This is a genomic window from Thioclava litoralis (assembly GCF_045278885.1).
Classification (GTDB): domain Bacteria; phylum Pseudomonadota; class Alphaproteobacteria; order Rhodobacterales; family Rhodobacteraceae; genus Thioclava; species Thioclava litoralis.
The window spans coordinates 436,061-462,440 of record NZ_CP135444.1 but is presented as its reverse complement, the minus strand read 5'-3'; the positions used below and the strand labels follow the sequence as shown (position 1 = coordinate 462,440).

Sequence of the window (26,380 nt, the reverse complement as noted above, 5' to 3'; positions counted from 1 at the left end):
TTATTTTATGGGCAGAAACGGGCAAAACTACAGGGAACCCGAAATGGACCGCAAAAGGGATTTTGGCGACATAAATCACGTATCCGTTATTTATCAATAAATTGACCCATGTCATGGAAGGAATGTAGCTCATTGTGAGCACAATTATTTCAGTGTTGAATTAGGAGGAAAGATCCGTGTCCATTCCTGTTGGAAAGATTGCGTTCAGCCCCGAGATCGAAGAGTATCTTCGCACAGACCGTGCAACAGTTTCCGTAAAAAGCACCAATTTTACCGATGTATCGGCGGTGGTTCTTTCCGAAGCGGATATTGATGCCGGTCTTCTCGACCATGTGCAGGCACTGGGCTTCAATATTCCGGTTTTTGCCGTCTCGGACGAAGACCCAAATACCACGCCCGGCCTGAAAGGGCTGACCGGCGTTCTGGCGCGCGAAGAAAACAATGTCGAGTATTTCGGGCGTATGGTCGAAGTGGCGGCAGCCAAATTCGACCATGATGTTCTGCCGCCCTTCTTCCGCGAACTCACCCAATACGAGCGGGAAGGCTATGCCCAGTTCGACTGCCCCGGCCATCAGGGCGGACAGTTTTTCCAGCGCCACCCCGCAGGCCGCCGCTTCTATGAATTCTATGGCGAGAACCTGTTCCGCACGGACCTGTGCAATGCCGATGTGAAGATGGGCGATCTGCTGATCCATGAAGGGCTGCCCAAACAGGCCGAAATGCACGCCGCCCGTGTGTTCAATTCGGATTACACCTATCTGGTGCTCAACGGCACTTCGACCTCGAACAAGATCGCATTGAACGCCATCCTGACCCCCGGGGATCTGGTGCTGTTTGACCGCAACAACCATAAGTCGGTCCACCACGGCGCGCTCTTCCTGTCGCAGGCGACGCCGATCTATCTGGAAACCGCGCGCAATGCCTACGGGCTGATCGGCGGGATCGACGAGCATTGCTTCGAGGAAAGCTATATCCGCGAGCGGATCGCACGGATCGATCCCGAGCGGGCCAAGGCCGAGCGCCCGATCCGGCTGGCCGTGATCCAGCTTGGCACCTATGACGGCACCATCTACAACGCGCGTCAGGTCATCGACCGTATCGGAAAGCTGTGCGACTATATCCTGTTTGACAGCGCCTGGGTCGGCTACGAGCAGTTCATTCCGATCATGTCGGATTGCTCGCCGCTGCTTCTCGATCTCAAACCCGAGGATCCCGGCATCATCGTCACCCAGAGCGTGCATAAACAGCAGGCCGGGTTCTCGCAGGCCTCGCAGATCCACAAAAAGGACGCGCATATCGCCTCGGAGCCGCGCTATATCAATGGCGACCGCTTCAACAATTCCTACATGATGCATTATTCGACCAGCCCGTTCTATCCGATGTTCGCGGCGCTGGAGGTGAACGCGAAGATGCATGCCGATGGCGGCGGCAAACGGCTTTGGGCCAATGCGCTGCGGGTCGGCATCGAGGCGCGCAAGATGATCCTGCGCCAATGTTCGATGATCCGTCCTTTCGTCCCCAAGAAGGTTTATGGGCGGCTGTGGGAAGATGCCCCGACCGAAGAAATCATGAACGACCGCGCCTATTTCGCCTTCGATCCCGAAGACGACTGGCATGGGTTCGAGGGCTACAAGAAGGGGCAGTATTTCGTTGACCCGAACAAGCTTCTGCTGACCACACCGGGGCTGAAGGTCGAAAGCTTCGATTACGAGGATTTCGGTATTCCCGCGAATATTCTGGCGAATTTCCTGCGCGACAACCATATCATCAACGAGAAGGCCGATCTCAACTCGATCCTGTTCCTGATGACGCCTGCCGAGCTGATCACCAAGATGCAGAATCTGGTGGCCACGCTGATCCGCTTTGAAGAGGCCGTACAACAGGACCAGCCCTTGGCGCGTGTTCTGCCCGGGATCTATACCGAGCATGCGGCCCGCTATCGCGGCTACACGATCCGGCAGCTCTGTCAGGAAATGCATGATTTCTACAAGGCCAAGAACGTCAAGCAGATGCAGAAGGACATGTTCCGCGAGCCGAATTTCCCGCCGGTGCGCCGCCCTGCCCATGAGGCAAACTGGGACTTCCAGCGCGGCAATGTGGATCTGGTGCCGCTGAGCGAGATTTCGGGCCGCATCTGTGCCGAAGGGGCGCTGCCCTATCCGCCGGGCATCCTGTGTGTCGTCCCCGGCGAAGCCTGGACCGACCTGACGCGCGATTACTTCCTGACCCTTGAGGAAGGCATCAACAAATTGCCCGGTTTCGCGCCCGAATTGCAGGGCGTCCACCTGAAAACCGAGGCCGACGGATACATCCGCGCCTATGGTTACGTGCTTAAAAATTAAGGAACCCCGTAATGGCACATAAACAAGAAAACCGGATGGGCCTTGTCTCGTTAACCACGATCACGGTGGTGAACATGATGGGGTCCGGCATCATCTTGCTGCCTGCGAACCTTGCGCAGGTGGGCAATATCTCGGTCCTGTCATGGATTGTCACCGCCATCGGTGCCATGCTTCTGGCCTATGCGTTCGCACGGGCGGGCACCTATTCCAACCACCAAGGCGGGATGGGCGGCTATGCCGAATATGCGCATGGCCGGTCCGGCAACTTCATGACCAACTATACCTATTTCGTGTCGCTGGTTATCGCCAATGTGGCGATTGCGGTCACGACGGTGGGCTATGGGGCCTCGTTCCTTGGGGTGGAACTTTCACCGCTGATGACGGGATTGCTGACCATCGGTTGCCTGTGGCTGGCTTCGGTGCTCAATTTCGGCGGCCCGAAGATCACGGGGAAGCTGGGCACCTTTACCGTCTGGGGCGTGATCCTGCCGGTGGCGGGTATCGCCCTTCTGGGCTGGTTCTGGTTTGACCCCAGCCGCTATGTCGCGGCATGGAACCCCCATGACATGCCGACCTTCCAGGCGTTGAGCGCCTCGATCTCGGTCACGCTCTGGGCGTTTCTGGGGCTGGAATCGGCCAGCGCCAACGGCGATGCGGTGGAAAACCCCAAACGCAATATCCCCCTTGCCGTGCTAATCGCGACCGGCATCACGGCGTTGCTGTATATTGCCTCGACCAGCGTGATCGCGGGGATCGTGCCGATTGACCAGCTTGCGGCCTCGAATGCGCCTTTCGGCCTGGTTTTCGCCCAGATCATGGACCCGACCGTGGGCAAGATCGTGATCGGCCTGATGGTGATCTCGTGCTTCGGTTCGCTGCTGGGCTGGCAGTTCACCATTGCCGAGGTGGCGCGGTCTTCGGCTGTTACGGGCTATTTCCTGCCCTTCTTCGCCAAAGTCACCCAATCCGGCGCGCCGATCGTCGGGATCTGCGTGATCACGCTGGCGCAAACGGCACTGTCGCTGATGACCATCAGCCCCACGCTGAACACACAGTTCTCCTTGCTGGTCAATCTGGCGGTGATGACCAACCTGATCCCCTATATCCTGTCGATGTCGGCACTCAGCTCGTTGCAGCATGCCGAGAAAGTGCCGGATTCTGCGGCGCGGACCACCAATATCGTGGCCATCATCGCCGCCCTCTACAGCCTTTATGCGCTTTATGCCACGGGCACGCAGGCAATGATGTATGGCGGTCTGGTGACCTTTGCGGGATGGGTGCTGTTCAGCCTTGTGGCCGCGCGGCTCAATCACCGTCCCGTGCGTCAGCCGGGCACGGGCGAGACAGCCGCAACCCCCGATGCCAACGGCACCTATACCGCCGTGGCCGCCAGTGCGCAGAAAGCCGTGCTGGAAGAAAGCCGCTAATCCGACGCGTACCGGATCTGCTTGCACAGACCTCTTGCAACGGGCCCTTCGGGGCCCGTTTCCTATGGCGCTTGACAAAGGATGGTTGGCGAAGCGGGCTTAGTAGCCGCGCAGGCGATCGACCAGATAGGTCAGTGCCGCCCCGTCCCGCAGCTCTCTTGCGGTCTGCACGACCTGCGCGGCCACGACGTCTGGCAAAGAGTCACTGGCCACATGCGGCGTGATCCGCAGCAGCGGATGTGTCCAGAACGGATGATCTTGCGGCAGCGGTTCGGTGCGGAACACATCCAGCGTCGCCCCCGCCAGCTGCCCCGACTCCAAGGCGGCCAGCAAATCGGCCTCGACCAGATGTTCGCCCCGACCGATCTGCACCAGATAGGCCCCCTGCGCCAGACAGGCGAAAAGCGCGCCCTGCAGCACATTCTCGGTGGCGGGGGTCAAGGGCAGCACATTGACCAGATAGCGCGCCTCCTGTGCGGCCTCCCGCATGGCCTCGGGGCCAAAACAGTATTCCACCCCTTCGATGCGGGCCGCGGTCTCGGGCAAGGACCGGCAGGCCACCCGCACCCTGAACCCCAAGGCCCGCATCGCGCGCGCCACGGCCCGCCCCATCGTGCCATGCCCCAGCACCGCCACCACAGACGCCGCAGGTGCCCGCAAGGGCAGCGGGGCCCAACACCGCGCCTGCGCCTGCGCGGCCAGCGCACCAAAGGACCGTTCGTGATGCAGCACCTCATGGGCCGCGAAACCGGCCATGAGATCGGCCTGATGCGGGTCGCGCACCCGCGCGATCTGCACGGGCGGGCGCGGGCCTTGCCCCTCAAGCCCCGGATGCGCCAGAAGCGCATCCACCCCCGCCCCGATCGACATCGCCAAATGCAGGTTCGGATAGGGCGCAAAGGCCGTGTCTTCGGGCAGCCAGCAGATCGCGAAGCGGATCGCGGACGGATCGGTCACCTCCTCGGGGCGACAGAGCACGACATCGGCACCTTGCGCATGCAAGGCCGCGCCATACAGCGCCTCAAGGTCCAGAGTCTGGCTCAGATAGACGCCGTGAATGACCGTCTCGGGCATTGTCATGTTCCTTCTGTGCGGACTGTTTCGGCTTTTTGTTGCACAATCGTATAATTGATGCCAAGGAGAAACTCCCAACGCCTCTGCGAGTGTAGCATGACCCACTTCCCCCCAAGCGAGACGGGCATCAACGATCTGACGCGCCGGATCGATGACAAGGTGGCCGAGATCGCCCCGCATCTGGTCGCGCTGCGCCGCGACATCCACGCCCATCCGGAAATCGGCTTTGAAACGCAGCGGACGGCGGATCTGGTCGCGCATGAATTGCGGCAGATGGGGCTTGAGGTCACCACCGGTATCGGACGCACCGGCGTGATTGCCGAAATCACGGGGGCCCTGCCCGGCCCCTGCCTGATCCTGCGCGCCGATATGGATGCCCTGCCCATCGAGGAGCGCACGGATCTGCCCTTCGCCTCGCAGATACAGGGCGCGATGCATGCCTGCGGGCATGATATCCACACATCGGCCCTGCTGGGGGCGGCCTATGTGCTCAGAGATCTGACACAAGAGCTTGCCGGACGGGTGCGACTGGTGTTCCAGCCTGCCGAGGAAACCGTTGAAAGCGGTGCCGCCGCGATGATCGCAGACGGGGCTGCGGAGGGCGCCGATATGGCCATCGCCTTCCACAACCAGCCGGAACTCCCCGCAGGAGAGCTGCGCCTGATCCACGGCGCCAGCACCGCCTCGAGCGATGAATTCTGCGTGACGGTTCTCGGGTCTTCGGGCCATGCCGCGCGGCCACATCTTGCGCTGGACCCGATCGTGGCCTGCGCGCATATCATCACACAGTTGCAGACCATCGTGTCGCGCCGGATGGACCCCGCCGACCCGATGGTGCTGACCATCGGCCAGATCGCGGGCGGGTTCACCGAAAATATCATCCCCGATAGCTGTAGCTTCAAAGGCACGATCCGTTGCCGCTCGGCACAGACCCGCGACATGGCCGAGGAACGCTTCCGCCAGATCTGCACCGATACCGCCCGTGCGCTCGGGGTCCGGGCCGAGGTCACCTATCTGCGCGGTGCGCCTGCGTTGCAAAATGACAAAACGCTGGTCGACCGTGCGCTGACCAGCCTGAGCGCGCATTTCGGCACCGCTCCCCATACGCAGACGGGCACCGATTTCGGAGCCGAGGATTTTTCCTATTTCTCCGAACGTCTGCCCGCGCTGCAATTCCATGTCGGCTCGGGCCAGCCCGGTCGGGATGACCGCCTGCACAATTCGGATTACCAACCCGATGAAAGCGCCATCACGCTTTCGGCAAGAGCCCTCAGCCGGTTGGCCGCCGATTTCCTAAGCCCTGCGCGATAAGCGCGATTGGAGGACCCTTTCAATGACCACCATCACTCTCCTCGACGGCGGCATGAGCCGCGAATTGCAACATTGGGGGGCCGAACTGCGCCAACCCGAATGGTCGGCGGTCGCGCTGATCGAAACCCCCGAGATCGTGCAGGTCGCGCATGAGGCCTTCCTGAAAGCCGGTGCGCAGGTCATCACCACCAATAGCTATGCCGTCGTGCCTTTCCATCTGGGCGAAGAGCGATTTGCCCGCGATGGGGCCGCTCTGGCAACCGATGCCGCCCGTCTGGCCCGCGCCGCCGCCGACAAATTCCCGGGCGCGCGCGTGGCAGGCAGCCTGCCGCCGCCCTGCGGCTCCTATATGCCCGAAGCTTTCGACGCGGCCATCGCCCGCCCGATCCTCGACATGCTGGTCGGCGCGATGCAGGACAAGGTCGATCTGTGGGTGGCCGAAACGCTCAGCAGCCTTGCCGAGGCCCGCTGTGCCGTCGCCGCCGCCAAATCCAGCGGCAAGCCGGTCTGGCTGTCCTTCACCCTGCATGACAGCGAAGGGGCACTGGACCAGCCTCCGGCCCTGCGCAGCGGTGAGAGCGTCGCGGAGGCTGCCCGTCTGGCGCAGGAACTGGGGGCCGAGGCGCTGCTGTTCAACTGCTCCATGCCCGAAGTCATGGAACCCGCCATCAAGGCCGCCCGTGCCGCCTTTGGCGACGCACAACTGCCGATCGGCATCTATGCCAATGCCTTTGAATCGCAAGATGATGACGGGGCCGCCAATGAAGTGCTCTCGCAGGTCCGCAAGGATCTGACGCCGGCGGGCTATCTGCAATGGGTCGATCAGTGGATCGCGGCAGGGGCCACGATGGTGGGCGGATGCTGCGGGATCGGCTCCGAGCATATCGCAGCGATTGCCGCGCATCTGGCGCAGAAAGCCTGAGCGGGCTCTGACGCACATCCCGACTGGCGCCCCGCAGGTTTTCCCTCGCGGGGCGTTTTCTGTTACGATGGCGCCGGTGTCCTGCCGGACGCCCCGCGGGGGGGGCTATCAGGGCAGATCATCCCAAAGCCCGGATCATCCCAGAGCCCCGATCATCCCAGAGAATGCGCCGAAAGCCCGTAGATCTGTAGCCCGTCCTGCGGGCGCCGCATCACGCCATTGCGCATTTCGGTGACGGTATCGAAGACCCCGAGGCCCGCCGATGCCAGAAAGGCCGCGAATTGCTCGCTTTCAACCGGCGTATCCAGACGGGCGAACTGGCCCTCCAGCGCCTGTAGGAACGGAGTTGCCAGCTGCATGGCGATGCGGTCATTCTCGGCCACAAGCGGCCCGATCACTACGCCCTTTCCGAAGTCGCGTTTGAGCGCATAGCCCACCACCCGACCCTCTCGCAGGGCCACCATCCCGTCGGAAAGCCTCACGAACATCTCCAGCATCGCATGACGATCGGCCCCGTAGGCATGGCTGTCAAGCGCGTGGATCTGCGCCAGATCGGCAGGCTCCAGCGGGCGCACCTCCAGCCCCGGCACAGCGGTGGGCGGCCGCATGGGCCGCACGATACCCTGATGCTGCCAGATCGTGCCCACCGGCACGAAACCGGCATATTCATAAAGACGGTAGGCTGCACGGGTGGCAGACAGCCGCAGGTCGCGGCCTTCACAATCGCGCATGATCCGCCGCAAGAGGCGCGCGCCTGCCCCGTAGCTTTGCAGACGCGGTGTGGTGATCATCATCCCGAACATGGCGTAATCCTCGCCCACCGGAAAATACATCGCCGACCCCAAGGGACGTCCGATCCCGTCTATCGCCAGATAGCCCCGCCCGAGCGCCAGAAACACATCCAGATCCCGCGCGCGATGGGGCCAGAACACCGAAACCGTCAGTTCGTGCAGCGCCTGCCGGTGCGCGGGGGTCAGCGTGATGATATCGGCTTTATAGCTATCGATCTGAATGGAATTCTCGTCGGCCACATGTTGATGCGCCATGAAATCAATATACCGCGTTCTTGCCGCCTGAGGCATCGTTTCGGAACACGGACCAATCGTGGTATTGCGGCTCATGCACCCTTCCTCATCAATAGGTCGCGACCAGTCTAAACGACAAAACAAAGCCGTTTATACCGTATCTGCGCGCCAGTTGATAGATTCTGCTGGAGTGATGCTTTTTGTCGCGATGCCCTGCCCCCGACGGGACAGGGCCGGACAGCAGGGCGTGTAAAGGCGGTGGGGCCGTGCCCTAGAGGGTGAAGGCCGCGACGAAGGCCGCGACGGCTGCATCGCTATCGCCCTGCGCCCATGCCTCCAGCCCGACAGGCCCATGATAGCCCATCGCCTGCAAACCACGGGCGATGACCGGATAATTGATCTCGCCAGTGCCCGGCTCGCAACGACCGGGCGTGTCGGCCACCTGCAGCTCGCCGATCCAAGGCAGGGATTTCTCGCACCAGCGCAGCAGATCCCCCTCCCCGATCTGCGTATGATAGAGGTCGAGATTCATCCGCAGCTCGGGGCGGTCAATCGAAGAGACAAGCGCCAGAACATCCCCCGTCGCCCCGAAAGGACAGCCCGGATGGTCCATTTGGTTGAGATTTTCCAAGGTAAAGACCACGCCCTCCTCGGCGGCCAGATCGCAGATCCGCTCGAGCGTGTCGCGAGCTTTCAGCCACATCGGCCCCGTGACCGTCTCGTGCCGCCAGATCGGCAAACCGCCCTCGCCCAGACCGGTGCCGTGCAGATTGAGCCGACGCACGCCAAGCCGCTTGCCCACCTTGATCGTCTCGCGGGCCGAGGCGAGGAGCAGATCCGCCCCCTCCGCATCGGCCAGCCGTCCTTCGAGATAGCCGTTCATGATCGTATAATCGGCCCCCACCGCTTCGAGCTTGGCCAGATCGTGATCGGGCCAGTTCCAAAGCCCCACGCCGAGACCTTGCTCGGTCAGGCGCGCGGCGCGCCATTCGATGGGTTTGTCGCGCCAGAGCATCTCGGCGCAGGCGGCAAGCTGGAAAGGCTGTGTCATCCTAGGGTCTCCAACAGGCATGAAATCGCAGGCTCAGGCCCCGACGGTCTCGGGGTGCGGGGACGGGACGAGATCAAATCCGACCTCTTTCGCGATCCGTTTGAGCGTATGCAACCCGAGGGTCTGATACAGGAGCGGATTGCGTTCATGGGGGTCTTGCTCTGCCTCGATCACGATCCAGCCGTCATAGCCGTTCTGTCGGAGGATCCGCAGAAGCGGCGCGAAATCGACCGCGCCCTCCTGATCGCCGGGCACGGTGAACGCCCCCGCCCGCACGCCTTGCAGGAAGGAGAGGTTTTCAGCACGCACCTTGGCCGTGATCTCGGGGCGGATATTCTTGGCATGGAAATGCGCGACGCGCTTGATATGGCGGGCCAGCACCAGTGCCGGATCGCCACCTCCGAAGGCGCAATGGCCCGCATCGAACAGCAGATGGGTTGCGGGACCGGTGGCGGCCATGAAAGCATCGATATCTGCGGGGCTTTCCACAACCGAGCCCATATGGTGATGGTAGACCAGCGTCACGCCCTCGCCCGCCAGATAGGCCGCGAAGGCTTCCATCTTGGCCCCGAACCCGGCCATTTCGACGGCGTTCAGCACGGGGCGGTCATTGACGGGTGTCAGGGGCTGTCCGTGGACGGTATTGGAGCATTCGCACACGATACAGACCTTGCAGCCATTGTGTTTGAGTTTGGCCAGATGCCCCTGAACGGCTGCGATTTCCTCTTCCACCGAGCGGGTCAGGAGTTCGGTGGAATACCAGCCCGAGATGAAAACGAGCCCGTATTGCGCCAGCAGACTGCGCAGGGCTTCGGGGTCGTCCTGCGGCCAGCGGTGGCCGTTCTCGATCCCGTCGAAGCCGATCAGACGGCCCGCCTCGTCAAGGATGCGCGCGGTGGGAATATCCGCACCGATGGACTGGTCGTCATCATTGGCCCATGCGATGGGGTTGGTGCCGAATTTGATCATGGAACTCTCCTTTTACGGTTGCGGGCCGCGATTGGGGGCATCGAGCCCCCTGCACGCGGCGTCGGAGCCCCCCTGCGGGGGCCCTCCGGCGCGCATGTCAGTTGACGGTCTGCTGTCGGGTGATGTTGTCGATGTAACGCTGATAGGCGGCGGCACGGTTGGGGGCGTGGCCCGTGGCGGGAATGGCGACATCCCAGAACTGGCCGGCCTCGCCGGCGCTCGTGGCGATCCCCGTGCCGGGGAAGTCTTTTGCCGTGGTCTCGATCACGATCACGGTCGGGAGATCGCGGGTGCGGGCCAGTACCAGCTGCGCCTCCAGGTCCTTGATATCTTTCGCCTTCACCGCATATGCGCCCATGGATGCCGCATGGGCCGCATAGTCGATCCGCGGCTGGGCCTCGATGGTGCAATCGACATACATATTGTTGAACGGATTGCCGCCGCAGCCCAGCGTCTGCAGGCGGTTGATACAGCCATAGCCCGCATTATCGGTCAGCACCACGGTGAAGGGGATACGCCGCATCACCGCTGTGGCCAGTTCCGAATTGGCCATCATATAGGAGCCGTCGCCCACAAAGCAGATCACCTCGCGGTCAGGATTGGCAAGTTTGAGCCCCATGCCGCCTGCGATCTCGTAGCCCATGCAGCTATAGCCATATTCCATGTGATAGCCGCCCTGCATTGGCTGCCAGAGCAGCTTGAGCGCGCCGGGCATGGTGCCGGCGGCGCACATCACGATGCTTTCGGGGGCGGCGCGCTGGACCGCACCGATGACTTCGGCATCAAGAGGGCGTTCGCCTGTCGCCCGCTCGTCGCTGCGGTCGCGGCAATGATGCGTCACAGCGCGCAGCCAATCCTCGCGCGCGCTCTGGTCGGCCTCCCCGGCGCGATATTCCCCAAGCCCTGCCGTAAGCGCCGCGAGCGCCACTTTGGCATCGGCCATCAGGGGCTCGGCCCCATGTTTCACCGCATCATAGGCCGCGACATTGATCGACAGACGCCTTGCCCCGGGATTGGCAAAGAGCGTGCGCGAGCCGGTGGTGAAATCCTGCAGCCGCGTGCCGATGCCGATCACCAAATCAGCGCGGCGCGAGGCGGCATTGGCGGCCGCCGAGCCATCGACACCGGAGGCGCCAAAATTCATCGGGTGGAATTGCGAGAGCGCCGACTTGCCCGCCTGCGTCTCGACGACGGGGATATTGTGGCGGGTGGCAAACTCGGCCAGCATGGCCTCGGCCCGGGAATAGATCACCCCGCCGCCTGCGACGATGACAGGGCTTCGGGCCGCGCGGATCATCGCAATGGCGTTTTCCAGCTCGCGCGCATCGGGCGCGGGGCGGCGGATATGCCAGGTTCTGGGGGTGAAGAATTCGGCCGGGTACTCATAGGGTTCCGATTGCACATCCTGACAGAAGGCCAGCGTGACGGGGCCACAGGAGGCCGGATCGGTCATTGTGGCCAGCGCGCGGGGGAGCGCTGTAAGCAGATGTTCGGGCCGCGTGATCCGGTCGTAATAGCGCGAAACGGGGCGCAGGCAGTCATTGGCCGAGAGCGTGCCATCCTCGAAGGCTTCGACCTGTTGCAGCACCGGATCGGGGCGGCGATTGGCGAAGACGTCACCGGGGATCAGCAGGATCGGCAGGCGGTTCACATGCGCAAGTGCTGCCGCCGTGACGAGATTGGTGGCCCCCGGCCCGATGGAGGAGGTCACCGCCATCGCGCGGCGGCGGGCCAGTCCCTTGCTATAGGCCAGCGCCGTATGGGCCATCGTCTGTTCATTCTGGCCGCGCCATGTCGGGAAATCTGCACCGATCTCCTCGAGCGCCTGCCCCAAGCCCGCGACATTGCCGTGGCCGAAGATCGCCCAGATCCCCTCGATATACCGCTCGCCCTCGGGCGTCAGCTGCACGCTGAGCCATTTTACCATCGCCTGTGCGGCGGTCATGCGGATCGTGCCCATAGTCATCTTCCTTTGCTGTGCCCCCGTTCAAGGGGCCCCGTCTTCGGGTGGGGGTCGCGCGCGCCGCAGGGATTGACCCCGCGGCGCGCGCGCATCGGCGGCTTCGCCCCCGCTGGGGCGCGCCGGTGCTGTGGCTATTCGGCGGCAACAGCGGTCGCAGCCGCCCGCGCCTTGTCCCAGATATCTGCGAGACGGGCATAGCGGGTGGCCATTTCGGCCACGGCCTCGTCATCCCCCATCCGTCCCGCCAACCAGTCACGCGCCACCGAGCCGAAGATCGTGCGGCCCACGGCAAAGCCCTTGACCAGCGGAAAGCCTGCGGCGATCTCGAAGCTTGCCGCCAGTTCGGCTTCGGGCGCATCCAGCCCCAGTACGACAATGCCACGGGTATGGCGGTCATATGCCTCGATGGCATCGCAGGCCTTGGCCCATCCGGCCTGCGATGCCAAAGGCTCCAGCTTCCACCAATCGGGATAGATCCCTTCGGCATAGAAGCGCCGGATCAGATGGGCCGTGGTGTCGTCATCGGTCGCGGCCACTTTCGACGGGATGATCTCGAGCAGGAATTCGAGGTTGTTCCGCCGCGCGGCCGCATAGAGTTTACGGACCCGATCCAGTTGTCTGGCCCAGATGTCGGCATCATCCTCGGGATGGCAGAAACACAGCACTTTCACCACATTCTCGCGCGCCCATTCCTTCAGCCCGCCACAATCGGGGCCAAGCTCGGGTTCAAGCTCCAGCGGGCGCGAGCCGGGCCATTCGCAGGGACGACCGATCCACAGGCCCGTGCCCGAGGCGGCATGCAACGCATGGCGACCGATACGGTTGTCGCACAGGATCCCGTAGCCCGAGCGGCCTTGCTGGACCTTCAGCGCGGCCTCGAGGCACAGCTCTTTGAAGGCGCCCCCCTTCTTCAGCGTATAGCCCTCCATCTCTTCAAGCTGCATACGGTGGTCGAAGGCGAAGACCCGCATCTCCGAGAAATCACCGCCATGACTGCGATGGCGATTGGTGGCCCAATGAATCTGCTCGAGATCGCGGTCATTGCGCAGATCGGGCTGTGTGACGCCGCGGCTCAGGAAGAAGTCGAGTTCTTCAAGCGAGGGATAGGCCGGCGTGCAGCCGTGGCGCGAGACAGCAAAGGCCCCGCAGGCATTGGCATATTCCAGCGCCTTGGGCCAGGTTTCGCCCTCCAGCCAGCCCTTGAGAAGCCCCGAAAAAAACCCGTCGCCCGCGCCCAGCACATTGAACACCTCGATCGGGAAACCGGGGCCGGTCTGGCCCCCGTCAAGGCTGTCGGGGATCGCGCCTTCAAAGGCCGCAGCACCCGCCGCCCCGCGTTTGCAGATCAGCGTGGCGTTCGACACCGCCCGCACAGCCTTGAGCGCCGCGATGGTGTCGGTCGTGCCGCCCGCGATGTGGAACTCTTCTTCCGTGCCCACGATCAGGTCGAAATAATGCAGGCTCTTCTGTAGCTTGGCGGTAACAGCGGCAGATTCCACAAAGCGGCTTTCGCCCTCGCCATGACCTGCCACCCCCCAGAGGTTCGGACGGTAATCGATATCGAGCGCCGTCTTTGCACCATACTGCCGCGCCAGCTTCAGCGCCTTCAGGGTCGCCGCTTCCGTTTTGGGGTTCGACAGATGGGTGCCCGTGGCCAGAACCGAGCGCGTCCGGGCAATCAGCCCCTCGTCGATATCCGCCTCGCACAGGGCCATATCGGCGCAATTCTCGCGGTAGAAGATCAGCGGGAACTGTTCCTCGTCACGGATGCCGAGGATGACCAGCGCCGTCAGACGCTCGGGATCGGTGCTCACCCCCTCGACATTCACCCCGTGACGCATAAGCTCCTCTCGGATGAAGCGGCCCATATGCTCGTCGCCCACCCGCGTGATCAGCCCCGAGCGCAGCCCCAGACGCGCCGTGCCGCAAGCGATATTGGTCGGGCTGCCCCCGATATATTTCTCGAAAGACCCCATATCTTCCAGACGGCCCCCGATCTGAGAGCCATAAAGATCAACGCCCGCGCGACCGATCGTGATTACATCCAACGTCTTCATAAGTCCCTCCCTGCGATCCGGCCTCCTCCGGCGGATCACGTCTTTAGAGTTCAATCCATTGCCCGCCCGAGCGCGCCATTGCATGGATCACCGTCTCGATCTCGTGGCCACGGGCAAAATCCGGCCCGCATGCAGGGCCGCCCGCAATGGCCTGTAACAGGTCGCGCGCCTCGACCACTTTCTGTTCGTTAAAGCCGAAATTGTGACCCGCTGCGGGGCAGAATGCGCCGAAATCGGGCTGATCCGGCCCTGTCAGGTGGCGGGTAAACCCCGCCTCACCACGCCTGTGCAGCCAGAATTCGTTCATATGTTCCTGATCGAACCGCAGGCTGCCAAGGCTGCCGTGGATCTCCCATGCCAGATGGCATTTGCGCCCCCGCGCCACGCGCGAGGTGGCAAACGAGCCCTGTGCCCCCGATGCAAAGCGCAACATCGCCATTGCGCTATCCTCGTTTTCCACCGGTGTCATGCCCGTGGCCGAGGGGCGTTCGGGGATCGCGATATGGGTCTGCGCGCAGAGCCCCGCAACCGGCCCCATCAGCGCGATCATCTGGCTGACCAGATGGCAGCCAAGATCGCCCAACGCGCCCAGCCCCCCGTCTTGCAGCGTATGCCGCCAGGACCAGGGCAGATCGGGATCTGCCGCGTAATCCTCGTCATAGACGCCTCGGAAGCTGTAAAGCTGCCCCAGCGCGCCGTCCTCGACCAGCGCACGCATCGCCTGAAACGCCGGAGAACGCAGATAGTTATAGCCCAGCATCGTCACCAGATCGGGGCGGGAGGCGGCAGATGCGGCCATTTGCGCGGCCTCGTTCAGCGTCAGCGCCATCGGCTTTTCCAGCCAGACATGCTTGCCCGCCTCAAGCGCGGCACAGGCCAGCGGCAGATGCAGGCCGTTCGGGACGGTGATCGACACCACATCCACCAACGGGTCCTCCATCACGCTCTGCCACGCCTCGCTGCTGCGGGCAAAGCCGAATTGCGGGGCCAAGGCGCGCGCCCTGTCGGGGACCGCATCACACAGCACTTCCAGCCGCGGGCGCGCACCGCCAAACACGGTGGCCACATTGTTCCACGCCATCGCGTGACATTTCCCCATGAACCCCGTGCCGATCAGGGCCACCCCCAACGGGGTTTCGGGCAGCATCGCCGTCATGACGGTCTCCGTTCTGCGCTGGATTTTCGGATGCCTCCGGGCAAAGCTGCCCGAAGGCCGTGGCCTAGATGGTGCCGCCAAGCGACCCTTCGAGGCTGGCCAGTTCCTGCCCGCCCGCCATCAGGTCCTGCAACTCGGCAGAGCTGATCTTGCCACGCTCCGCCGTGCCTAGTGTCTGGCCACGATTGAGCACGGTAAAACGATCCCCCACCGCCATGGCATGGCGCACATTATGCGAGATGAAGACCACCCCCACACCCTGCGCCCGCACACGGTCGATCGTGGCCAGCACGTTGGAGGTCTGGCGCACCCCCAGCGCCGAGGTCGGCTCGTCAAGAATCAGCACCTTCGCCCCGAAATAGACCGCGCGGGCAATCGCCACCGTCTGCCGCTCGCCGCCCGAAAGCGTGCCCACCGCCTGATCGGGGGCGCGCAGATTGATGCCCATCTTGCGCATCTCTTCCATCGTGATCTGGTTGGCGCTCTCGATATCGAGCCGCTTGAGAAGCCCCCGCCCCTTGGTCGGCTCGCGCCCCATGAAGAAATTGCGGGTGACCGACATCAGCGGGATCATCGCCAGATCCTGAAACACCGTGGCAATCCCCGCCTCCATCGCGTCACGCGGGCTGTTGAAGGACAGGGGCTTGTTGTCAAAGGTGATCGTGCCGGATGTGGGCTTGTGCACGCCCGACATGGTCTTGATAAAGGTCGATTTCCCCGCACCGTTATCGCCCAGAAGGCAGTGACATTCTCCGGGGCGCACATTGAAGGTCACCCCGTTCAGTGCGATGACATTGCCGAAATGCTTGGTGATGTCTTTCATCTCGATGATCGGGGCCTGCGCCTCGGCCACGGAGCCATGATGGAACTTGCTATCCTGAAGGGTCATCTCAACGCTCCCCCGTCACACGTTTGCGGATCACATTGTTGAAGACCACAGCAATCAGCAGCATTGCGCCAAGGAACACCTGGAACCAGTCCTGATCGAAATTGGTATAGGTCAGGCCGATGGTCACCATGCCGAAGATGATCGCCCCGAAGAAGGCCCCGATCGCCGAGCCATAGCCCCCCGTCAGCAGACAGCCCCCGATCACGGCAGCAATGATCGCCTCGAATTCTTTCTGGAACCCGCGACGGGCATCGGTCGAGCCGGCATCGATCACGGTGATGATAGCCACAAGGCTTGCCGCCACAGCCGTCAGCATGAAGAGCGAGATCTTGACCTTGCGCACCGGAACGCCGGAATTCTTCGCGGCGTTGCTGTCGCCGCCCGTGGCAAAGATCCAGTTCCCGACAGGCGTGCGCAGCAGGATATAGGTTGCCACCAGCGCCAGCCCGATAAACCACAGCACCTCGACCGGAACGCCCGGCACTTTCGGTGCGCCGGATTTGAAACTGTCGATCAGGCCCGCTTTGGCAGCCCAGGCAAACAGGCCCTGAAAGGCATCGCCCGAAAAGACCGGGGTCAGGACATCCCCCTCGACCGCCTCACGCACACCGCGCAGCTGGGTCGAGCCGCCGGTAAACAGCTTCAGCCCCACCAGCGCCAGACCGCGCAGGATGAACAGCCCCGCCAGCGTCACGATAAAGGACGGCAGCCCCGTGCGCATCACGATGGCCCCATTCGCCGCCCCGATCGCTGCGGCAAATATCATGGTCAGCGGGATCGAGAAGATCAGCGGCAACCCCAGATTGACGGTGAAAACCCCGAAGATCATGCCCGCAAAGCCGACCATCGACCCGATGGACAGGTCGAATTCGCCGCCGATCATCAGCATGGCTGCGGCAATCCCCAAAATCCCGAGCTGGGCCGAGGGCGTGAGGAAGTTCATGATACCGGACAATGTGAACATCGTCCCATCGGCGGTCAGCAGGAAGAACAGCGTCACGAGGATCAGCCCCCCGATCGCGCCCAGTTCCGGTCGTTTCATGAGTTTGGTGGCAAACGACTCGGATTTGATCCGTTCGTCCGCCGCAATGGTGGCGTCCGTTGGCATGAATCCCTCCCATCATGCAGTCAGTTTTGGAGATAGCGGCCACAATCATGCTGTAGCCTGCCCTATGGCGTGGTGGTCATGGCAGAGCCGCGAAGGCTCTGTATGTGACGCGCGGCCCTGAAACCGGCGGGTGTTCGGGGCGTGTCGCGCCGGATGCCCGGCACGGGGCCGGACATCCGGTTCCGAAACTTAGCGGATTCCCTTGGCCGCAAGGTCGATGACCTGCGCGGCCTTGTCTTTGGTGATCAGGTTCGGCCCCGAGGGCACGTCCCCTGCAGGCATCAGCCCGTATTTGGCATGCAGCGCAAGGAAGGAGACCGGCAGATAGCCCTGCAGGAACTGCTGCTGGTCGATCGCGAAAGCGGCGTCGCCATCGGCCACCGATTGCAGGAAGGACGACGACATGTCGAAGGTCGCCACCAGCACATCATCGCGCCCAAGGGCCTTTACCGCCTTCACGGCAGGCTCCCCCACAAGCGGTGCCGAAAGACTGAGAACCGTGTTCACATCCGGATCGGATTCCAGCGCCGCACGCACCTTTGCCTGCACCTCTGCCGGATCGGTCATGGTCGGGATCACCGCAACCGGATGACCGAACCCTTCGGCAAAACCAGCGCAGCGCTGATCAAGCGAGACATTGCCCACTTCCTGATTGACGCAGATGCCCTTGGTGCCGCCCATTTCCGACAGCTTCTCGCCTGCCGCCTTGCCCGCGTCGAATTCGGACTGGCCGACATGCAAAAGCGCGCCAAGCTGCTTGGACACATCGCCCCCCGAATTCATCGAGATGACGGGGATCCCCGCATCGACCGCGCGTTTGATCGACGGACCAAGCGCATCCGCATCGGGAATGCTGACCACAAGCCCGTCCGGCTCCTGATTGACAGCGGCATCGATCAACTGGCTCATCTGCACCATATCGAAGGTTTCCGGCGAACGGAAATCGACAGTGACGCCGGTATCCTTGGCCGCCTCGACCGCGCCATTCTTCACAACCGACCAGAACGGGTCATTGGCCTGACCGTGGCTGACAACGATGATCTCCTGCGCCATCGCGGCACCGGCCATCATGGCGCTCAGAGCGACCGTAGCAAAAAGGGTCTTCATGCTTTCTCCTCCCAAAAAGGTCTTGGGCAGGGCGTGCCTCGCCGCCACCCGCATATGCTGGCAAAGCCGGAGGGCAGATTAACCCCGCCTCTCCCCGTGCGGCCGTTCCCTGAACCGGCTCCTCTTCCGGTGCAGGCCCGCACGGAGCCACTTTTCTAACGGCGGGGCCTCAGACGGCCTTCCGGTAGAAATCCTCTTGCAAATCAAGCGTGACCGCCTGACCGGTTCTGGCGGACTCGGTCGCGGCTTCGGCCATCGCCAAGGCGGCAATTCCGTCCTCAAGCGTGCTGGGCATCGGTGCATTCTCCAGCACCGCCGACACGAATGCCTCCCATTCCGCCGCATAGGCGGGCATATAGCGTTCAAGGAAGAAATAGGTGGGCTTGGCACTCACGACGCCTGCCGTGGTCGACTTCACAACCGTATTTTCCAGCATATTCTGCGCCTGTAGCAGCCCGTCAGAGCCCAGAAGCTCGACACGCTGGTCATAGCCATACACCGCGCGGCGCGAATTCTTGATGACCGCGATCCGCCCGTCGGCATAGGTCAGTGTCACCACCGCAGTGTCCACATCCCCTGCCGCGCCGATCTCGGGATCAACGATAGAGCTTCCGACCGCGCGCACCGTCACAGGCACCTCGCCCATCAGGAAATTGGCCATATCGAAATCATGGATCATCATGTCGCGGAACAGCCCGCCCGACACTTTGATATAGGATACCGGCGGCGGCGCAGGGTCGAACGAAGTCACCGACAGCAGCTCGGATTTACCGATCTCGCCGCGCTGTGCGGCGGCTTTGAGCGCCGCGAAATTGGGGTCGAACCGGCGGTTGAAGCCGATCATCACGGGCCGCCCGCTCAGACGTGCCGCCCCGAGACAGGCCCGCGCACGAGCCAGCGACAGATCCACGGGCTTTTCACATAAAACGGCTTTTCCCGCCGCTGTCGCCGCCTCGATCAGATCCGAATGGGTATCGGTCGAGGTCGCCACAAGCACCGCATCAATCGACGGATCACTCAGGATCTCTTCGGTGGAGCGCGCCTGCGCCCCGAATTTCGCAGCCAGCGCCTCGGCACCGGGGCGATGCACATCCGACACCGCCACCAAGCTGGAACGCGCGTTCCCCGCAATGTTTACCGCATGCACCTGCCCGATACGGCCAGCGCCGAGCAACCCAACTTTCAGCATATGATCCTCCCTGTGTGCAGCCCTCCTCAAGGCCGCGACACGACTCATTAATACCGCCGTTGCACGCGCGTGCAAGATAAATTTGCTCGCGAGTGCAAAATAGATGGGCTAGCCTATTATTTGTCAGATACATTTTGGATTGCCCGCAGTTTGGGTGTAGGCAGACGGCAAATCTTTGCCGTGCCCTTACGGAAGACAGGACGGACCACCGATGAAAAAAGACCCCGCCCCGCAGCCTGCAGAGAGCTACGTCACCGCAGATGACGTCGCCCGCGCCGCCGGTGTGTCGCGCTGGACGGTCAATCGTGCCTTCCGCAAGGATGCCTCGATTTCCGAGAAGGCGCGCGAGAAGGTCCTACAGGCCGCGGCCGCGCTGGATTATATCCCCGACCTGCGGGCCGCCGCGCTGGCCTCGGCGCGCTCGTCCTCGGCACGGTCCAATCTGGTGGCACTCCTGATCGACGATTTCGCCAATCCGCACAAGCTGGTGATGCTGGAACATCTGACCCGCGCCCTGCGCCGCGGGGGCTGGGATATCCTGCTGGTCAATACGCTCGATACCGATGACACCGCCCCCGCCCTGCGCCATGCCAGCCAGCGTCGCGTCGATGCCACCATCCTGATCGGCATCCAGTTCCATGACGACATCCTGAATGCTGTGCAGCAGGGCGGACGCCAGCCCAAACTGATTGTCTTCGCGCGGACCTCGCAGAACGAAAATGTCATTTCGATTGCCGTCGATGACAGGGCCGCGACCCTGAAGATCGCACAATACATCACCCAGAAGGGCTTCCGAAAACCGTTCTACCTTGCCGGACCGCGCACTTTCTCGGCGCATCTTCTGCGCAAGGAGACCTTCATGGAATACTGGGCCGACACCTATGGCAGCCAGCCGGAAACGCAATGGGTGGATGCCTATGATTCGCAAAAGGCCGAACGGCTGATCCGCCAGAGCCTGACGGGACGCGCCCCGCAGGATCTGCCCGATGTCATCGTCTGCGAGAATGACGCGCTGGCTTTGGGTACGATCGACGCGATCCGCCACGATCTGAAATTGCGCGTACCCGAAGACATCGCGGTGATCGGCTTTGACGACGTTCCGCAAGCTGCCAGCCCGAATTACCGCCTGACGACCTATCAGCAGCCGCTGGGCGACATGGCCGCCTATCTGGTCGAGGTGCTGGACTCGCGTAGCCCGCTCAGCAGCAAGACGTTTCTGGGCCAGCTGATCATCCGCGAGACGGCCTGACGCAGCCTAGATCCGCCCCGCCGCACGGTGTTCAAGGGCCCGCCGCATCTCGGCCACTTCGCCCTCGCCGAAGCCGCGCAGACACAGGCGTTCGACCGGCGTCAGATCACACCAGAAACGGTAGAGCACATGGTCGCGTTCGGCCCGCGGGGCCTGCGCCATCCGCAGGTCGTAGATCTTCTGCGCCGCCTCCAGAAGGCGCAGATGCAGGGCCGCCAGCAAGGGCGCAAAGGCCGCCCGTCCCCGCGCGGAATTACGCAACCGCAGCAGCGCGGCTTCGCCGATGGTCATGGTCTGCGCCAAGCCCCAGCCCAGAATATCGGCGGCCCGATGGGGCGGACAGGGCAAATGGCCGGTCAGACCATAGGTCAGTTCCAGCACCCGCCGCTCTTCTGCCGGTAGCCCCAGAATAACCGCGACACAGGCGCGTTCCAGCGGATCCGATACATCGGCCAGACGCCCGCGTCGCGGCAGCTCACCACGCTCGCTGTGAGGCCGCGCGGGCTTGCGCCGCGCATCACGCATAGGCCCCGCACGCAATGTCTTGCGCACCAGACCATCGACCTTTGCAAGAAGATATTCCGCCAGCACTTTTTACCCTTTCACACGCCCTCCCCCGAAAAGAGTAGCGCGCCGCATCGGGTTTTCCGCTTGCGTTTCGGGCAAGGCTGCCATGCAGAGCGCGTGATAGGCCGCATCCGCCGCCTTTTGCCATACTCCCTTCGGTGCATATGCGGCACCCGCAAAGGCCCGCATGCTCTCCCCATGCCGCGCAACCATAAAGCGCGACGCCAACAACAACGGGGACGATTCATGAAAAAGACCAATCTGACACTGGCCGCACTGGCTTTCGGCGCTGCTTCGGCGCAGGGCGCTCTGGCCGAAGACAGCGTGAATGTGGGTGTGCTGCAATCGCTTTCCGGCACGATGGCGATTTCGGAAGTCACCGTGAAAAACGCCGAAGTCATGGCGATTGACGAGATCAATGCCGCAGGCGGCGTGATGGGGCATCAGATCAAGGCGATCGTCGAGGATGGCGCTTCCGACCCCGCGATCTTCGCGCAAAAAGCCACCAAGCTGATTGAAAACGACAAGGTCGCCACCGTCTTCGGCGGCTGGACCTCGGCCTCGCGCAAGGCCATGCTGCCGGTCTTCGAGCGCACCGACAACCTGCTATGGTATCCGGTCCAGTTCGAGGGCAATGAATGCTCGGCCAATATCATGTATTCCGGCGCCCAGCCCAACCAGCAGATCCTGCCCGCCTATGAATGGGCCAAAGCCCAAGGCGACAAGAGCATCTTCCTTGTCGGCTCGGATTACGTGTTCCCGCGGACGGCCAACCTGATCGTGAAAAAACATATCGCCGAAGACGGGCTGACTATGGCGGGCGAGGAATATGTGCCGCTGGGTGGCACCGATTTCTCGGCCGTGATCGCCAAGATCCGCGCGGCCAAGCCCGATATCATCTTCAACACGCTCAATGGCGATTCCAACGTCTCCTTCTTCAAACAGCTGGCCGCTTCGGGCATCACGCTGGAAGACACGCCGGTCATGAGCTTCTCGATTGCCGAACAGGAAGCGCAAGCCATGGGCACCAAACTGGTGGCAGGCTCCTATGCCGCATGGAACTATTTCGAGACCCTGCCGGGTGAGGCGAACGAGAAATTCGTCGATGCCTACCGCGCGAAATTCGGCGCCGATGCCGCGATTACCGACCCGATGCTGCACGGCTATCTGGACGTCTACGCATGGAAAGCCGCTGTGGAAAAAGCAGGCAGCTTCGATGCCGATGCCGTGCGTAAAGCCGCCGTTGATCTGGATGTGGCAACGCCGATGGGCGATGTGGCCTTCGCGCCCAACCAGTCGCTGACCCAGACCGCCTATGTCGGCAAGCTCGACGACAAGGGCAAATTCGACATCGTCTGGAAATCCGAAGGCGAGATCGCGCCCGAACCCTATGACGCGCTCACCTTCCCCGGCAAATCCTGCGACCTGAGCGCAACCAACTGATCCCCGACTGGCCCCCGCGACATGTCGGGGGCCTCTTTCTCGAACATGCAGGAGACACCCCATGGTAGATGCAACCCTTCTTGTCGGGCAGATCTTCAACGGTTTCAGCGTCGCCTCGCTTTTCGTTCTTGCCGCCCTCGGTCTGGCGCTCAGCTTCGGGCTGATGCGGGTGATCAATATGGCGCATGGCGAAATGCTGATGCTGGGCGGCTATCTGGCCTATCTGACCTATCTCGTGGTTCCCGGACCGCTGGCCATTCTCGTCGCGATCCCCGTGGCCTTCCTTGGCGCGGCCCTCTTGGGCGGCGTGATGGAGCTGACCGTGGTGCGCAAACTGTCCGCCCGCCCGCTTGACACATTGCTGGCCACTTGGGGCGTCAGCCTGATCCTGCAACAGGCCGCGCGCTCGATCTTCGGGCCGATTGGCGTGGGTGTGACCGCGCCCGACTGGCTGAACACCGGCTTCATGCTGGGGGGCGTCTATTTCCCCTCGACCCGTCTTTTCATTCTGGGCGTGGCCGTTCTGGTGCTGCTGGCGCTGGGGCTCTTGATTGCCCGCACCCGCCTTGGGCTTCTGGTGCGCGCCGTCAATCAGGACCGCATGATGGCCGCGGCCTCGGGCATCAATGTCCGCCGCGTCGATCTGGCTGTCTTCTGCCTTGGCACGGGCATCGCGGGGCTTGCCGGCGTTGTTCTCTCGCTCCTTGGGCCGGTTACCCCTAGTGTCGGGCAAAGCTATATCGTTCCGGCCTTCCTTGTGGTGGTGATGGGCGGCCTCGGGTCCATGGTGGGCACCACGATTGCCGCCATCATCCTCGGGCTTGTCTCGGCCATCAGCCAAATCTTCCTTGATGTCTCGATGAGTCAGGTTCTGATGCTGCTGGCCGTGATCATCTTCCTGCAATTCCGCCCGCAAGGCGTGGTGGCCACCCGTTCGCGCGCTCTGGAGGATTAAGATGACCGCATTACACCGCTATGGCTGGATCGCCGTGCTGGCTCTGGCCGCTCTCGCGCCCTCTTTCGTGTCGTCTTACGACCTCAACCTGCTGGGCCGCTTTCTGGCGATGGGCATCCTTGCCATCGGCATCGTGCTGATCTGGGGCGAGGCAGGCATCCTCAGCCTCGGCCAAGGCGTCTTCTTCGGATTGGGCGGCTATTCCATCGCCATGTATATGAAGCTGGCCTCGCTACCGTCAGGCAGCCTGCCCGATTTCATGGAATGGTCGGGCGTGATGGCGCTGCCGTGGTGGTGGGCACCCTTCGCCAACCCCGTTTTTGCGCTGGCGGCGATCATCGTGATCCCCACCGCTTTCGCCGCACTCTTCTCGTGGCTTGTGTTCCGCCGCCGCATCGTGGGGGTCTATTTCGCGCTGATCACCCAAGCCGTGGCCCTGACCTTCGCCACGCTGCTGACCAGCCAACAAAGCACCACCGGCGGCTATAACGGGCTGACGGGCTTTACCGAGATCTTCGGCCTGCAACTAGGCACGCCCGAGACCAACCGCATCCTCTATTTCGTCACGCTGGCGCTGCTGGTCGTGGTCTTCGCCTTCTCGAAATGGCTGACCGGATCGCGCTATGGCACCCTTCTGCGCGCCACCCGTGACGGCGAGAATCGCGTGCGTTTTCTGGGCTATAACACCACCCCCTATAAGGTCGTGGCCTTTGCCTTCGCGGGCATGTTCGCCTCGATCGCCGGTGCGCTTTTTACCCTGCACGCAGGTGTGGTGTCGCCCGCTTTTGTCGGTGTGGTCCCCTCCATCGAGATGGTGGTCTGGGTCGCCGTCGGGGGGCGTCACAGCCTCTGGGGTGCGGTGCTGGGGGCGCTGGTCGTCAACCTCGCCAAGGATGTGATCTCCTCGGCCATGCCCGAAGCCTGGCTCTATGTGTTGGGCCTCGTCTTTATCCTGACCGTGATGTTCCTGCCCAATGGGATCGCCGGTCTGATCGAAGACCTGATCGAGAAATCCCGCAACCGCCGCATCCCCGAAGCGGACCTCGTGGAGGAGCCGAAATGAACGCCTATACCCCCGTAACCCCCGATCCCTATATCCTGAAACTCGATGGTATCACGGTGGATTTCGACGGGTTCAAAGCCATCGACAACTTCTCGATGACGCTGGAACGCGGCCAGCTGCGGGTGCTGATCGGCCCCAATGGCGCGGGCAAATCCACGCTTTGCGACACGATCATCGGGCGCGTGCAATCGGCGGCGGGTACGGTGACCTTCAACGGTGCCGATATCACCAACCTCCCCGAATTCGAGATCGTCCGCCGTGGCATCTGCCGCAAATTCCAGACGCCGGGGGTGCTGCCCTCGCTGACCGTGCGCGATAACCTTCTGGTCTCGGCGCGCCGCGACCGCCGCTGGTGGAAGGGATTGGGGCACGGGGCCAAACGCGAAGAGGCCGAGAAGGTCGAGGCGCTGCTCGACAAGATCGGCTTGACCGAGAGGGCAGAGACCTTCGCGCGCGATCTGGCGCATGGCGAGAAGCAATGGCTCGAGATCGGGATGGTGGTCGCAACGGGGGCCGAGTTGCTCTTGCTGGACGAACCCACCGCAGGGATGGGCCCGAATGAAACCTCCAAGACCGCCAAGCTGATCCACTCGCTTCTGGGCGATCATGCGGTGCTGGTGATCGACCATGACATGGCCTTCGTCGAGGAACTGGGCGCCAAGGTCACCGTGATGCATCAGGGCAAATTCCTGAAACAGGGCTCGGTTGCCGATGTGCGCGCCGATCCGGAAGTCGCCGCCGTCTACCTTGGCCGCGCAAAGGAGTAACCATATGAACAGCCTCTTGAAAATGGAGCGCGTCGGCGCAGGCTACGGCCAAAGCCCCGTGTTGTTCGACATCGACCTCAATGTAGCGCGCGGCGGTGCGCTGGCGCTGATCGGGCGCAATGGCGTGGGCAAAACCACCCTTTTGCGCACCATCATGGGCGTGCAGAAAGCCACCAAGGGCCGCATCACACTGGACGGCGCGGATGTGACGCAGGCCAAGCCGCATGAGCGCTCCCGCGCAGGCATCGGCTTTGTGCCGCAGGGCCGCCATGTCTTCCCGCATCTGAGCGTGGAAGAAAACCTGCTGTCGGGGCTTTCGGCTTTGGCGGGGCGCGGTAAGGGGCTGATTGCCAAGGGCATTCCCGACCATATCTTCGACCTCTTCCCCAAGCTCGACCAGATCCGCCATCGCAAGGCGGGTGTTCTGTCGGGCGGCGAACAACAGCAGCTCGCCATCGGTCGCGCGCTCTGTGGCCAGCCGAAGCTTCTGCTGCTGGACGAGCCGACCGAAGGGATCCAGCCCAATGTCGTCCAGCAGATCGAGGATGCCCTGCGCCGCGTGCGCAGCGAGCTGGGGGTGACCATCGTTATCGTCGAGCAATATCTCGATTTCGCATGGTCCTTTGCCGATGACTATTGCGTGCTGCAACGCGGGCGGCAGGTGCGTCAGGGACGCACCGCTGAAGATACCGCCGCAGAAGTCGCCCATCTGGTCAATGTCTGATGTGTGACATCCGGTCCGAGCA

Annotated in this window: 22 protein-coding genes; 10 read left to right on the top strand and 12 right to left on the bottom strand. The window is 62.7% G+C overall.

Annotation, left to right across the window (positions count from 1 at the left end; genetic code table 11):
• The first annotated feature begins 182 nt into the window (after positions 1-182).
• Both speC and potE read left to right on the top strand, forming a co-directional pair.
• Positions 183-2,342 (top strand): ornithine decarboxylase, encoded by a 2,160-nt coding sequence (gene speC / locus RPE78_RS15705; RefSeq protein ID WP_330647279.1) that lies wholly within the window; start codon positions 183-185, stop codon positions 2,340-2,342.
• Positions 2,343-2,353: 11 nt separating this feature from the next.
• The gene (gene potE, locus RPE78_RS15700; protein WP_330647040.1) at positions 2,354-3,769 is read left to right on the top strand and encodes a putrescine-ornithine antiporter; all 1,416 of its coding nucleotides are present in this window, start codon (positions 2,354-2,356) and stop codon (positions 3,767-3,769) included.
• 99 nt (positions 3,770-3,868) lie between these two features.
• On the opposite strand, the gene RPE78_RS15695 is transcribed toward potE, so the two are convergent.
• The gene (locus RPE78_RS15695) at positions 3,869-4,843 is read right to left on the bottom strand and encodes an NAD(P)-dependent oxidoreductase (RefSeq protein WP_406721692.1); all 975 of its coding nucleotides are present in this window, start codon (positions 4,841-4,843) and stop codon (positions 3,869-3,871) included.
• 96 nt (positions 4,844-4,939) lie between these two features.
• On the opposite strand from RPE78_RS15695, the gene RPE78_RS15690 reads away from it, so the two are divergent.
• Positions 4,940-6,154 carry a M20 family metallopeptidase gene (locus RPE78_RS15690; RefSeq protein WP_330647037.1) on the top strand — a complete coding sequence of 405 codons (1,215 nt, stop codon included), beginning with the start codon at positions 4,940-4,942 and terminating at the stop codon, positions 6,152-6,154.
• Positions 6,155-6,176: 22 nt separating this feature from the next.
• A complete protein-coding gene (locus RPE78_RS15685) occupies positions 6,177-7,076 on the top strand; it encodes a homocysteine S-methyltransferase family protein (RefSeq protein WP_330647036.1) in 900 nt (299 codons plus the stop codon).
• A gap of 152 nt (positions 7,077-7,228) precedes the next feature.
• Here the strand turns inward: RPE78_RS15685 and RPE78_RS15680 are convergent, their stop codons facing one another.
• The 10 genes from RPE78_RS15680 to iolG form a co-directional block, all read right to left on the bottom strand.
• A complete protein-coding gene (locus RPE78_RS15680) occupies positions 7,229-8,197 on the bottom strand; it encodes a GNAT family N-acetyltransferase (protein ID WP_339109661.1) in 969 nt (322 codons plus the stop codon).
• 175 nt (positions 8,198-8,372) lie between these two features.
• Entirely contained in the window at positions 8,373-9,152 is a 780-nt protein-coding gene (locus tag RPE78_RS15675; RefSeq protein WP_330647034.1) for a TIM barrel protein, read from the bottom strand.
• A 33-nt stretch (positions 9,153-9,185) separates the two neighbouring features.
• Entirely contained in the window at positions 9,186-10,121 is a 936-nt protein-coding gene (gene iolE / locus RPE78_RS15670) for a myo-inosose-2 dehydratase (RefSeq protein ID WP_330647033.1), read from the bottom strand.
• 97 nt (positions 10,122-10,218) lie between these two features.
• Complete coding sequence (iolD, locus tag RPE78_RS15665; RefSeq protein WP_330647032.1) at positions 10,219-12,081, bottom strand: 3D-(3,5/4)-trihydroxycyclohexane-1,2-dione acylhydrolase (decyclizing); 1,863 nt, start codon at positions 12,079-12,081, stop codon at positions 10,219-10,221.
• Between the two features lie 134 nt (positions 12,082-12,215).
• Positions 12,216-14,141, bottom strand: a complete 1,926-nt coding sequence (gene iolC / locus RPE78_RS15660) for a 5-dehydro-2-deoxygluconokinase (RefSeq protein ID WP_330647030.1) — start codon at positions 14,139-14,141, stop codon at positions 12,216-12,218.
• Between the two features lie 43 nt (positions 14,142-14,184).
• Entirely contained in the window at positions 14,185-15,297 is a 1,113-nt protein-coding gene (locus RPE78_RS15655; protein ID WP_330647028.1) for a Gfo/Idh/MocA family oxidoreductase, read from the bottom strand.
• Between the two features lie 64 nt (positions 15,298-15,361).
• Positions 15,362-16,120, bottom strand: coding sequence for an ATP-binding cassette domain-containing protein (locus RPE78_RS15650; RefSeq protein WP_406721705.1), 759 nt, complete (start codon positions 16,118-16,120; stop codon positions 15,362-15,364).
• Between the two features lie 67 nt (positions 16,121-16,187).
• A complete protein-coding gene (locus tag RPE78_RS15645) occupies positions 16,188-17,294 on the bottom strand; it encodes an ABC transporter permease (protein WP_330647026.1) in 1,107 nt (368 codons plus the stop codon).
• 189 nt (positions 17,295-17,483) lie between these two features.
• The gene (locus tag RPE78_RS15640; RefSeq protein ID WP_330647025.1) at positions 17,484-18,401 is read right to left on the bottom strand and encodes a sugar ABC transporter substrate-binding protein; all 918 of its coding nucleotides are present in this window, start codon (positions 18,399-18,401) and stop codon (positions 17,484-17,486) included.
• A gap of 169 nt (positions 18,402-18,570) precedes the next feature.
• The gene (iolG, locus tag RPE78_RS15635; RefSeq protein ID WP_330647023.1) at positions 18,571-19,590 is read right to left on the bottom strand and encodes an inositol 2-dehydrogenase; all 1,020 of its coding nucleotides are present in this window, start codon (positions 19,588-19,590) and stop codon (positions 18,571-18,573) included.
• Positions 19,591-19,801: 211 nt separating this feature from the next.
• Between iolG and RPE78_RS15630 the strand changes: the two genes are divergently transcribed.
• Positions 19,802-20,839: a LacI family DNA-binding transcriptional regulator gene (locus RPE78_RS15630; RefSeq protein ID WP_330647022.1), complete on the top strand. Its 1,038-nt coding sequence runs from the start codon at positions 19,802-19,804 to the stop codon at positions 20,837-20,839.
• Between the two features lie 6 nt (positions 20,840-20,845).
• Here the strand turns inward: RPE78_RS15630 and RPE78_RS15625 are convergent, their stop codons facing one another.
• A complete protein-coding gene (locus tag RPE78_RS15625; RefSeq protein WP_330647020.1) occupies positions 20,846-21,430 on the bottom strand; it encodes a hypothetical protein in 585 nt (194 codons plus the stop codon).
• Between the two features lie 222 nt (positions 21,431-21,652).
• On the opposite strand from RPE78_RS15625, the gene urtA reads away from it, so the two are divergent.
• The 5 genes from urtA to urtE all read left to right on the top strand — a co-directional run bounded on the left by urtA (position 21,653) and on the right by urtE (position 26,358).
• Positions 21,653-22,849, top strand: coding sequence for an urea ABC transporter substrate-binding protein (urtA, locus tag RPE78_RS15620; protein ID WP_330647019.1), 1,197 nt, complete (start codon positions 21,653-21,655; stop codon positions 22,847-22,849).
• 61 nt (positions 22,850-22,910) lie between these two features.
• Positions 22,911-23,804, top strand: coding sequence for an urea ABC transporter permease subunit UrtB (urtB, locus tag RPE78_RS15615; protein WP_330647017.1), 894 nt, complete (start codon positions 22,911-22,913; stop codon positions 23,802-23,804).
• 1 nt (position 23,805) lies between these two features.
• A complete protein-coding gene (gene urtC, locus RPE78_RS15610) occupies positions 23,806-24,867 on the top strand; it encodes an urea ABC transporter permease subunit UrtC (protein ID WP_330647016.1) in 1,062 nt (353 codons plus the stop codon).
• A complete protein-coding gene (gene urtD / locus RPE78_RS15605) occupies positions 24,864-25,634 on the top strand; it encodes an urea ABC transporter ATP-binding protein UrtD (protein WP_330647015.1) in 771 nt (256 codons plus the stop codon). The genes urtC and urtD overlap by 4 nt, the downstream gene beginning before the upstream one ends.
• Positions 25,635-25,638: 4 nt before the next feature.
• Positions 25,639-26,358, top strand: coding sequence for an urea ABC transporter ATP-binding subunit UrtE (urtE, locus tag RPE78_RS15600; RefSeq protein WP_330647014.1), 720 nt, complete (start codon positions 25,639-25,641; stop codon positions 26,356-26,358).
• The last annotated feature ends 22 nt before the right edge of the window (positions 26,359-26,380 follow it).

Excerpts from the sequence above, each read along its gene's own strand:
- potE (WP_330647040.1), top strand. The coding sequence starts at position 2,354 with ATGGCACATAAACAAGAAAACCGGATGGGCCTTGTCTCGTTAACCACG.
- RPE78_RS15695 (WP_406721692.1), bottom strand. The coding sequence starts at position 4,843 with ATGCCCGAGACGGTCATTCACGGCGTCTATCTGAGCCAGACTCTGGAC.
- RPE78_RS15690 (WP_330647037.1), top strand. The coding sequence starts at position 4,940 with ATGACCCACTTCCCCCCAAGCGAGACGGGCATCAACGATCTGACGCGC.
- RPE78_RS15685 (WP_330647036.1), top strand. The coding sequence starts at position 6,177 with ATGACCACCATCACTCTCCTCGACGGCGGCATGAGCCGCGAATTGCAA.
- RPE78_RS15680 (WP_339109661.1), bottom strand. The coding sequence starts at position 8,197 with ATGAGCCGCAATACCACGATTGGTCCGTGTTCCGAAACGATGCCTCAG.
- RPE78_RS15675 (WP_330647034.1), bottom strand. The coding sequence starts at position 9,152 with ATGACACAGCCTTTCCAGCTTGCCGCCTGCGCCGAGATGCTCTGGCGC.
- iolE (WP_330647033.1), bottom strand. The coding sequence starts at position 10,121 with ATGATCAAATTCGGCACCAACCCCATCGCATGGGCCAATGATGACGAC.
- iolD (WP_330647032.1), bottom strand. The coding sequence starts at position 12,081 with ATGGGCACGATCCGCATGACCGCCGCACAGGCGATGGTAAAATGGCTC.
- iolC (WP_330647030.1), bottom strand. The coding sequence starts at position 14,141 with ATGAAGACGTTGGATGTAATCACGATCGGTCGCGCGGGCGTTGATCTT.
- RPE78_RS15655 (WP_330647028.1), bottom strand. The coding sequence starts at position 15,297 with ATGACGGCGATGCTGCCCGAAACCCCGTTGGGGGTGGCCCTGATCGGC.
- RPE78_RS15650 (WP_406721705.1), bottom strand. The coding sequence starts at position 16,120 with ATGAAAGACATCACCAAGCATTTCGGCAATGTCATCGCACTGAACGGG.
- RPE78_RS15645 (WP_330647026.1), bottom strand. The coding sequence starts at position 17,294 with ATGCCAACGGACGCCACCATTGCGGCGGACGAACGGATCAAATCCGAG.
- RPE78_RS15640 (WP_330647025.1), bottom strand. The coding sequence starts at position 18,401 with ATGAAGACCCTTTTTGCTACGGTCGCTCTGAGCGCCATGATGGCCGGT.
- iolG (WP_330647023.1), bottom strand. The coding sequence starts at position 19,590 with ATGCTGAAAGTTGGGTTGCTCGGCGCTGGCCGTATCGGGCAGGTGCAT.
- RPE78_RS15630 (WP_330647022.1), top strand. The coding sequence starts at position 19,802 with ATGAAAAAAGACCCCGCCCCGCAGCCTGCAGAGAGCTACGTCACCGCA.
- urtA (WP_330647019.1), top strand. The coding sequence starts at position 21,653 with ATGAAAAAGACCAATCTGACACTGGCCGCACTGGCTTTCGGCGCTGCT.
- urtB (WP_330647017.1), top strand. The coding sequence starts at position 22,911 with ATGGTAGATGCAACCCTTCTTGTCGGGCAGATCTTCAACGGTTTCAGC.
- urtC (WP_330647016.1), top strand. The coding sequence starts at position 23,806 with ATGACCGCATTACACCGCTATGGCTGGATCGCCGTGCTGGCTCTGGCC.
- urtD (WP_330647015.1), top strand. The coding sequence starts at position 24,864 with ATGAACGCCTATACCCCCGTAACCCCCGATCCCTATATCCTGAAACTC.
- urtE (WP_330647014.1), top strand. The coding sequence starts at position 25,639 with ATGAACAGCCTCTTGAAAATGGAGCGCGTCGGCGCAGGCTACGGCCAA.